The 8,330-nt window shown below is 62.5% G+C and carries 5 protein-coding genes; 2 read left to right on the forward strand and 3 right to left on the reverse strand.

The window, feature by feature from the left end:
• Positions 1 to 223 precede the first annotated feature (223 nt).
• On the forward strand, positions 224 to 1,669 hold the full coding sequence (locus tag ACFWBT_RS39370) for an NF041680 family putative transposase (protein WP_385708599.1): 1,446 nt from the start codon (positions 224 to 226) through the stop codon (positions 1,667 to 1,669).
• 23 nt (positions 1,670 to 1,692) lie between these two features.
• On the opposite strand, the gene ACFWBT_RS39375 is transcribed toward ACFWBT_RS39370, so the two are convergent.
• The 3 genes from ACFWBT_RS39375 to ACFWBT_RS39385 all read right to left on the reverse strand — a co-directional run bounded on the left by ACFWBT_RS39375 (position 1,693) and on the right by ACFWBT_RS39385 (position 5,973).
• Complete coding sequence (locus ACFWBT_RS39375; protein WP_385708601.1) at positions 1,693 to 2,337, reverse strand: DUF5825 family protein; 645 nt, start codon at positions 2,335 to 2,337, stop codon at positions 1,693 to 1,695.
• The gene (locus tag ACFWBT_RS39380) at positions 2,334 to 4,193 is read right to left on the reverse strand and encodes a RiPP maturation radical SAM C-methyltransferase (RefSeq protein WP_385708604.1); all 1,860 of its coding nucleotides are present in this window, start codon (positions 4,191 to 4,193) and stop codon (positions 2,334 to 2,336) included. Before ACFWBT_RS39380 ends, ACFWBT_RS39375 begins: the two co-directional genes overlap by 4 nt.
• Before the next feature lie 421 nt (positions 4,194 to 4,614).
• Positions 4,615 to 5,973 (reverse strand): MFS transporter, encoded by a 1,359-nt coding sequence (locus tag ACFWBT_RS39385; RefSeq protein WP_385708606.1) that lies wholly within the window; start codon positions 5,971 to 5,973, stop codon positions 4,615 to 4,617.
• A 1,065-nt stretch (positions 5,974 to 7,038) separates the two neighbouring features.
• Here ACFWBT_RS39385 and ACFWBT_RS39390 point away from each other — a divergent pair.
• Positions 7,039 to 7,890 (forward strand): cytochrome P450, encoded by an 852-nt coding sequence (locus ACFWBT_RS39390; protein WP_385708609.1) that lies wholly within the window; start codon positions 7,039 to 7,041, stop codon positions 7,888 to 7,890.
• The last annotated feature ends 440 nt before the right edge of the window (positions 7,891 to 8,330 follow it).

Consider the following 8,330-nt stretch of genomic DNA (forward strand, 5'->3'; position numbering starts at 1 on the left):
GAGGTGCTGGACCGGCGTCTGCACCACCTGCCACCAACGCCTGCCCAGCGGTTCACACTCAAAGCCGAGATCAAGACAGACCTAACGGAGTCCTATTATCTAGCGGTGTCGAAATGTGCCTCGAACTAGGCTGCTCACCTGGGCATTTGCCAGACATGGCAACAGCCTTCGCTTGATCCTGTGCTCCGTCACAGAGATACGGGATCAACCGAAGGCCGTTGTCATGAGTGTGCTGCATCGCCGTGTCCGGCGGGAAGCGTTCGTGGAAGCGTCATGCTTCCGGGCCGACTTCTACGAGTGTTTGACCGCGCGGGGCGATGAACTGTTCGAACTGACCGACGCGGTGCTGTGTGTCGATGGGCCGGTTGTCTCGCCGGTGGACCTGACGCTGGTGCCTGAGCATCGCCGTGGGCACGGAGCGATGTACGGAGCCCTCAACCGCGGCCGCATCGATGTTGAGCGGCTGCGAACTGTGCTGGCCGGGCTGCGGTTGCCCCGGTTCGAAGCGAGGCGTCTGGTGCTGGCGGTTGATGTGTCGCCCTGGCAGCGGTCGGACGCGCCCTGCTCGGCGGACAGGCTGTTTTGCCACGTCTATGGGCGGGCGAAGTCGGCGTCACAGTTCATCCCGGGCTGGCCGTACTCCTTCGTCGCCGTCCTGGAACCCGGGGCCACGTCATGGACCGCGATCCTGGACGTGGTCCGGCTCGGACCCGCCGATGATGCGACCGCAGTCACCGCCGCCCAGCTGAGAGCCGTGGTCGAGCGGCTCGTCGCGGTAGGCCAGTGGCAGACCGGAGACCCGGACATCACGATCGTCATGGACGCCGGCTACGACGTCACCCGCCTGGCATGGGTGCTGCGGGACCTGCCCGTCGAGCTGGTCGGCCGGATCCGCAGTGACCGGGTGATGCGCCTGCCGAAACCGCCCCGTGTCCATGACCCAAGGGGCGGGCGCCCGCCCAAGCACGGGCCCGAGTTCCGCTTCACCCAACCCGAGACCTGGCCCGAACCAGCCGTCGTGACGGCCACCGACACCATCAACTACGGCAAGACAGCGGCCCAGGCCTGGGATCGGGTCCACCCACGGCTGACTCACCGTTCGGCCTGGCTGGAGCACGACGGTGAACTCCCCGTCGTTGAGGGCACCTTGGTCCGCCTCAAGGTCGAGCACCTCTCCAAGGACCGCCAGGCTCCGCCGGTCTGGTTGTGGTCCTCGAAGACCGGCGCCGTCCCGGAGGACGTGGACCTGTGGTGGCAGGTGTTCCTCAGGAGATTCGATCTGGAGCACACCTTCAGGTTCGGAAAGCAGACACTCGGCTGGACCACCCCGAAGATCTGTACTCCCCAAGCCGCGGACCGCTGGACCTGGCTCCTGGTCGTCGCCCATACCCAGCTTCGCCTCGCCCGGCCCCTCGCCATCGAACTTCGCCGGCCCTGGGAAAAACCGGCCAAGCCCGAACACCTCACCCCAGCCCGGGTCCGCCGGGGGTTCAGGAACATCCGCGCACACCTGCACTGCCCCGCCCATGTTCCTCAACCAACCGGAACTGGACCCGGACGCCCTCCCGGCTCGAAGAACCGGCGGCCCGCCACCCGCTACGACGTCGGCAAGACCGCGAAACATCCCGAGACTCTCAAGGCCATCGGCAAACCTGGAAGATCTTGGTAGATAAAGAACAAGGTTAGCGACTGTCAGATGCTGTAGGCAGGAATGGGCCACCTTTGCAGCCGATGCGGCAGGAGGAGGAGCCAGTCACCGATTTGAACGGTCAGGTGCGCCTCATAAAGAACCGGGAGCAGCTCGGACGCGTCGAGGAGCTCGGCCGATGCGGTCGGCCGGTCGAGTCGCTCCAAGAGTTGGATTACTCGCTCACCGCCGAGAGTGAAGCGACCTCGTCGTCCGGCCGCCCTGGCGTCCCTGACTTGCCAGAATCCTGGCCCCTTGCGGTAGTAGCAGAGGCCGTAGGTGTATTCGTCCCGCCACCGCTCAACTGCTGACCTGGCGGACTCGGATCGGGTGGTTTGCGGAGGGGGAAGATGATGCAGATCGCTTACAGAGCAGTCGGGCAGCCCTGCAGCATGCCAAGACACCCACACGCCGTAAGTCGAGGCCTGCCTGAGCAGATGGAGAAAGCGGATGTCGAACTCCGTATCGCGGCCGAGCTCGACATCCTTGACCACCTCGAGACGATTACACCCCTTCATGGCCATCTCCGCCATGTCGATGCGGGCCAGGGTGCTTATGTCCAATGGGTTGGTCACGACCTCACGGCGTGGACCGAGCCCGAAGCATTCTGCAGTTGTGCTCATGCCGCCGTGCGGAGAAGTGTCGATCATGCCGCTTCCGCCATCCTTACCGGTTCAGTTGCGGTGGCCAGGGCGACATAGCGTCCGCTCTCGGTGAAGAGGAGACCCGCCGCCATCAGTTCTTCCACCCAGGTGCGCAGCCGGTCCTCGTCAAGCCGGATCCCTTGGTCCTCAAGCCGGGCCAGCGCGCCTCTGAGGGAACGGCCGTGCTCGAACTCCAAGTAGGCGGCCACAAGCCCTGGATCTGAGATGTAATGGTCACGCTGCGGCCAGCCACGCCTGCGGTCACGAACGCACAGACCGCCGTCGTCCAAGTACCGCACCAGAGTGCTGCCCTCGTGGTGCTCGGCCCACCGGGCGGTTGCCTGGTTCAGCCCTTCCAGAACCTCACCGTCGATACCTGCATGGTCGGTGTCGAAGTTGTACACCAGGTCGTTCAGCTCGCGTTCTGGCAGGTCATAGACATAGTGATAGGTCGACCTAACCTGGCGTCGCAGGAAGCCGAGCTCGGGCTTGTTGAAGTACGGGCTGAAGCGCTCCAACTCCACCCGGCCCACACCACCTGGAGGTTGCAGGTGCACCAGGGCCGGGAGCTGCTCAATGGCGGGCCAGTAGTGGCCGGGTACCTCGCCTGGAAATCCGAACAGCCAGTTCCACACCACAGTGAGTCCGGCCGACTGGCAGTCGCGCAGCGTTCGGATGTTGTGCGCCGCGTGCACCCCTTTGTCCATGAGCTTCAGGACTGCGGAAGACAAAGACTCGATGCCCGGCTGCACATAGACCACGCCCGCATCGCGAAGTGCGGCAACCTGCTCGGGCTTGAGATTCGCCTTGATCTCGTAGTGGATCCGCAGATCGCAGTCGAGCTTTGCAAGCTGAGGCAGCACCGTGTCGAAATACGCGTTGTCAATGATGTTGTCGACGACCACCACGTCCAGCATCTGATAGCGCTGCACCAGGTGCAGCAGCTCATTCACTGCCTGTTCGGCTGATTTGCTGCGAAAAGTCATAAATGATCCGTTGAGCCCGCAGAACGTGCAGTGATGCGCCTCGCCCCACCAGCAGCCTCGCGCGGTCTCGGCGAGCAACTTCGGTTTGATGAACCGACGCACAGCGGATCCGCGCATGTGCTCATGCCAGTCGTCGTAGTCCGGTACGGGGATAAAGCCGGGGGGCACGGTCCGGCGAGTCTCGGTGTTTGCAACGGACTTCCCGTCTGGACTGCGCCAGCACAGTCCAGGGATCGCGTCGACCGATTGCTTCCCCTCGACTGCATGCAGCAGGGCAGGAAAGGCCTCTTCTCCCTCACCGCGAACTACATAGTCAACGAAGGGGTAGCAGCGATGCAGGGCGGCACCCATGACACCGTCGCAGTTTCCGCCTCCGAACACAGTGATCAGGTCGGGGCGCTCCCGCTTGAGCCGGGCTGCTAGTGCAAGACTCGGCACGTTCTGCTGAAACGTGGTGGAAAAACCAACCACATCGGGGTCATCCTCAAGGATCGCGGTGGCCATCCTGTCAACAAATTCTGCTGCAAGCATCCTCATCTGCAGGGCCATACCGACGTCTTCCCCCGAAGCCGCCCGATGAGCGTCGAACTCGGTACGCCCGAAGGTATCGTCGCCGTGCAAAACACCGGAAAAGACCCAGTCCCCGACATTGTCGAAGTTGCAGGTGAAGGCGATATGCGCATAATCGCTCGGCTTTATCTCGCCCCCGCTTCGCTCCAAGAGGAACTCAGCCCATGCCAGGTGCCCGAAGTAGCTCTTCGGCAGCTCCCGCCCGTCACGACCGCAGACGGCTCGCAACAAGCCGAGAGGCAACGAAGGCACGTCCAGTGCCTGCCATGGCATAGCAACCAGGGCAACACGTACTTGCTGCTCCATTTGACCTCCTACAGTGTTCGGTGAGCAACTGGCACAGCCGCGGGTGCCGCAGAGAGGTGGCGGCTTACGTCGCTCCCCCTGTGACCAGGACCTGTCCGTTCTGGGCAACCTGCGACACTCTCGGCTCACTGGGCACCCACGGACAGTCCGATGGATCTCAACGACCACGGCGGCGCAGCTTGCGGGACATGCAGTCCCACTGTGTAGTAGCTGCCGACCCGTTCGAAGAGTAATAAGTACTCAGCGACGTCACCGCTGTCCACGGTGTCGCCCTAATACTGTCGCTGATTCTGTGGCATGCCGGAGGTAACGGCGGCGTCGAGTTCTCTTCGACGGACAGAGCATTCAAGTCGGGCATGGGAAGCAAGGCGCGCAGAACGGCTCTCCCGGCTGCGCCACGACATGCCTGGCCGACCACACATCAATCTGCAGGAACCAACTCGGTGGCATGTATCGACGTGGGGGCAGCCCGGTTCACGGCTTCAGGCACAATCCGCTCCAGGCGGCGTGCAAGGCCGGCAGCCGTCAGCAGCCCAGCGATACAGATAGCGAACAGCAAAGATGCCTGGCCTGAGACCAGCAGACCAGCCAGGGCGGGCCCGCCGATCGAGCCGCATGTCCATGCGAGGACATACAGACCGTTGTACCGGCCCCGCAGATGATCTGAGGCCAGTTCATTGACCAGCGGTGCGGCAGTGGGCGAAAGAAACGTCTCGCCAAGTGCGAAGACCGCCATCGCCGCGGTGAACATCCATACGGCCCCCACACCGCTACCGAGTTCACCGCCCGCCAAGGTGAGGACCCACGTCGCAGCCCAGCACAGGCATACGACAGCCAGCCCTCGAGTGCGCAACCGCTGTTTCATGAACCTCATCACCGGCAACTGCATCAGGACCACAGCACATGCATTCACCGTATACATGCGAGCAAGAGATCCGGCGTCCAGCCCTCCGCTCTCGATCGCATAGATAGGAAAGGCAGCCTGTATCTGGACCGCGCCCGCTGTTACAGCCAGGAGGACAACCAACCACAGCCGCCGGAACGGCCGGTCGGACAGCACTTGTCGAATACCCTCGCCCGGCAAGCCTTCAGCCCCCCCACCCGGGCATCGCGCTGTCTGCGGCCGGAGGGCACCGCGGCTCCGCAGGCCGGGTGCAACAAGCAGTATCGGAATGAAGAGCAGGAAGGTCACGGCATCCAGCAGGTAGAGGAGCTGAAAGCTCACTGGGGACGACAGGTCAGCGATGAGTCCAGCCAGTGCGGCCCCTGTGCCTACGCCGACATTCAAGGTGGCATGCCTCACCGCGAACACTGTGGATAGCTGCGAGGACTCCACCACGGTCGCAAGCAAGGCATCCTGAGCCGGCCAGACGATTCCGGCGCCCAGCCCCATCAGGCCAGTTGCGGCGAATGCCTGCCACGTACTGTGCACGCACGCCAGCGCTCCTGCCCCACCGGCCGCCGTGAGCAACCCCAGGAGCAGCGCTGTACGCGGTGCGGCGCGGTCTGCCAGCCAGCCGCTGAGTGGATTTCCGATCAGACCTGCGCCAGCCAGCGCGGCGACCGCAAGTCCGGCATACCCCTCAGGAATTCCGCACACGGTGTGCAGGTACACCAGCAGGAAAGGCAGGGTCAGCCCGCTGCCGACCGCCGAGAGCGCGTCACCGACCAGCACCGCCCACGCCGCACCCGGAATGCTTGCGGTGACCTTGGCCCGCAGTCGTCGCGCTGCGCCGCGGCCGGACTGCTCCTTATCCCCACTACTCGCGCCGAGCTTCATCGATCGTGTTTCTGGCTCGCAGCCGCGGCGCGAAGTCCGGGGGGACACCAGTGATGCCTGTCAGGGAACAGCTGCGCACCAGCCGGCGCTCTTCTCCACCTGCGCGAGAAGGAGATGTCCCGCGATGGCCTTGTGACGTTCATGTCGGCCCAGTTGAGCAGACGGGGAAACGACCAGCGACTCCGGGATCCTGCCGAATTAGTCATGTGCTCGCGCCCTCACCGTCGTCACGTGGATGGCCGACCGCCGCATGCGTCTCCGCAAACGGGTCTTTCCGGAGCAGCGCCCACCGGCCCTGATGGTCCGGTCGGTCTACCAACAGGTCGCCCCGAACCCATCCGCGCTCTGGCCGGCTCCAACCCAAGAGCTGATGGTTCAGGCCCTCAAGCCGCCCCACACGTGCTCTTCGGGCAGACCGCCGATCCGCTACGACGAAGAGGCTAGGCGTCATGTCCTGCGCACGCCTTGAGCAATTGCTGCCCAACAGCCGTGGCCAAGGGTGCTCCGCCTGCTTCTGGAGCATCATTGTCGACGACGACGCTTCTCAGCCTGCCTCCCAGACGCTGACACAGACTGAGCATTGCCTACTCAGGCGCACTAACCGGTTCCGCAGACATGCTTGCGGCACACGTTGGATTGGATCGGCTGCGTGGTCCACCCCCAGAAGGGGAAACACCACTGATCAACAGTTCCGATAAATTCGATTCTCGCTTACTAGGAGATGACTGATCAGTGCCTGGCGACGAAAAAATCTCCACCTACCCATTTCCGAGAGTTTCACCATGGGAGCCTCCGGGAGACCTAGAACAACGCCGGTCGAATGAACCGATCAGCCTGGTCCAGATGCATGATGGTCATCCAGCATGGCTGGTGACGCACCATGCAGATGCGCGATTCATTCTGAGTGATCCTCGTTTCGGAGTGCAAGGCAACGGCTCGTCTAATCGCGACAGAGCCCGAGGGCAGCGGGCAGAGATCAGAACTCTCCTCAGCCTTGATCCCCCAGATCACACAGAGCTTCGGAGGATTTTGTCTCGCGAATTCACAATGAAGCGAGTTGACGAGATGCGCGGCACCGCAGACCGCACCCTCGGCAGACTCATAGAGAATTTCCTTAGCAAAGAGCCACCCGCCGACCTATTGAGCGGCGTGATCACTCCGTTCACCAATCACTTCATCCTAGGTTTCCTGGGTCTCCCGGAACAGCACGAGGAGACCGTTACACACTGGCTTTCCATCATGTCCAGGGACGAACGCATGAGGAATCTGTCACCGCTGGCTCGCGTGGCGTCGGAGCTGGTCAGAGACATCTCGTGGACATCCTCCCATCCGGGCGTGCTGGCCCGCCTGGCCGGGCAGTTCCCCGAAGCCGACGACACACGGCGATCCGAGATTAAATCCTCAATACTAATGCTCATCATTGCCGGAATAGACACCACCAGGGACAGCATGAGTCTTGCCACATTGACTCTACTGCGTGAGCCTGAACAGTTCGATTCCATCAAATCTGGCAAGATAGAGGCTTCCGTCGCAACGGAAGAACTCCTGCGATACAACACCGTTTCTCACACGGGGCTGGCGCGCAGAGCCACGGAGGACGTACACATCGCGGGCCGCACTATCCGGAAAGGGGATACCGTTCTCATCTCCCTCGCCTCGGCGAATTGGGATGAGAGAAAGTTCTCTCACCCCAAGGAACTGAACTTTCGTCGCGACTCCAGTGGCCATATCGCCTTCGGTCACGGGATCCATCATTGTATAGGTCATGCACTAGCCAGAGCAGCAATGAGTCTTTATCTGAAACACTTGGCAGAAAAGTTTCCTAAAATTTCCCTCGCCTGCGCAGAGGATGAACTCTCCTTCGTGTTCGGCCAGCACACATATGGAGTAGAAGAGATACCGGTCTGCTGGGACTGAACCCATGGCAGCCGTAGCCAAAGTTGCCGTGCCGTTTCGGACGTCTAGCGTCCGGGCTGGAGAGTGACTTCGGGACGAGTTGCTCAGCTGAGCGGGACACTCAACTCCAGTGAGTACGGTCGCGTCGTTGTCCCCGCAGAGGCGACGGTGTGCGGGACTCGGATCGTGGTGTGCGTAAGCAAGTTCGGGTCTCTGGCTCTGGTGTCGGCCGACAGCCCCGGAGCCCTTTTCGGCACGGATGACGCTCAGGCGGAGGCGATCTGGACGCCGGAGATCTTGCAAGGGTGAAGCAAGCGCTCACGGGCGCAGGGTACGTGATGGTCTCAGAAGAGCTGCAGGCTCTACTAGGACTCCGTTAGGTCTGTCTTGATCTCGGCTTTGAGTGTGAACCGCTGGGCAGGCGTTGGTGGCAGGTGGTGCAGACGCCGGTCCAGCACCTC

Source organism: Streptomyces sp. NPDC060027, from assembly GCF_042737005.1.
Taxonomy (GTDB): Bacteria; Actinomycetota; Actinomycetes; order Streptomycetales; family Streptomycetaceae; genus Streptomyces.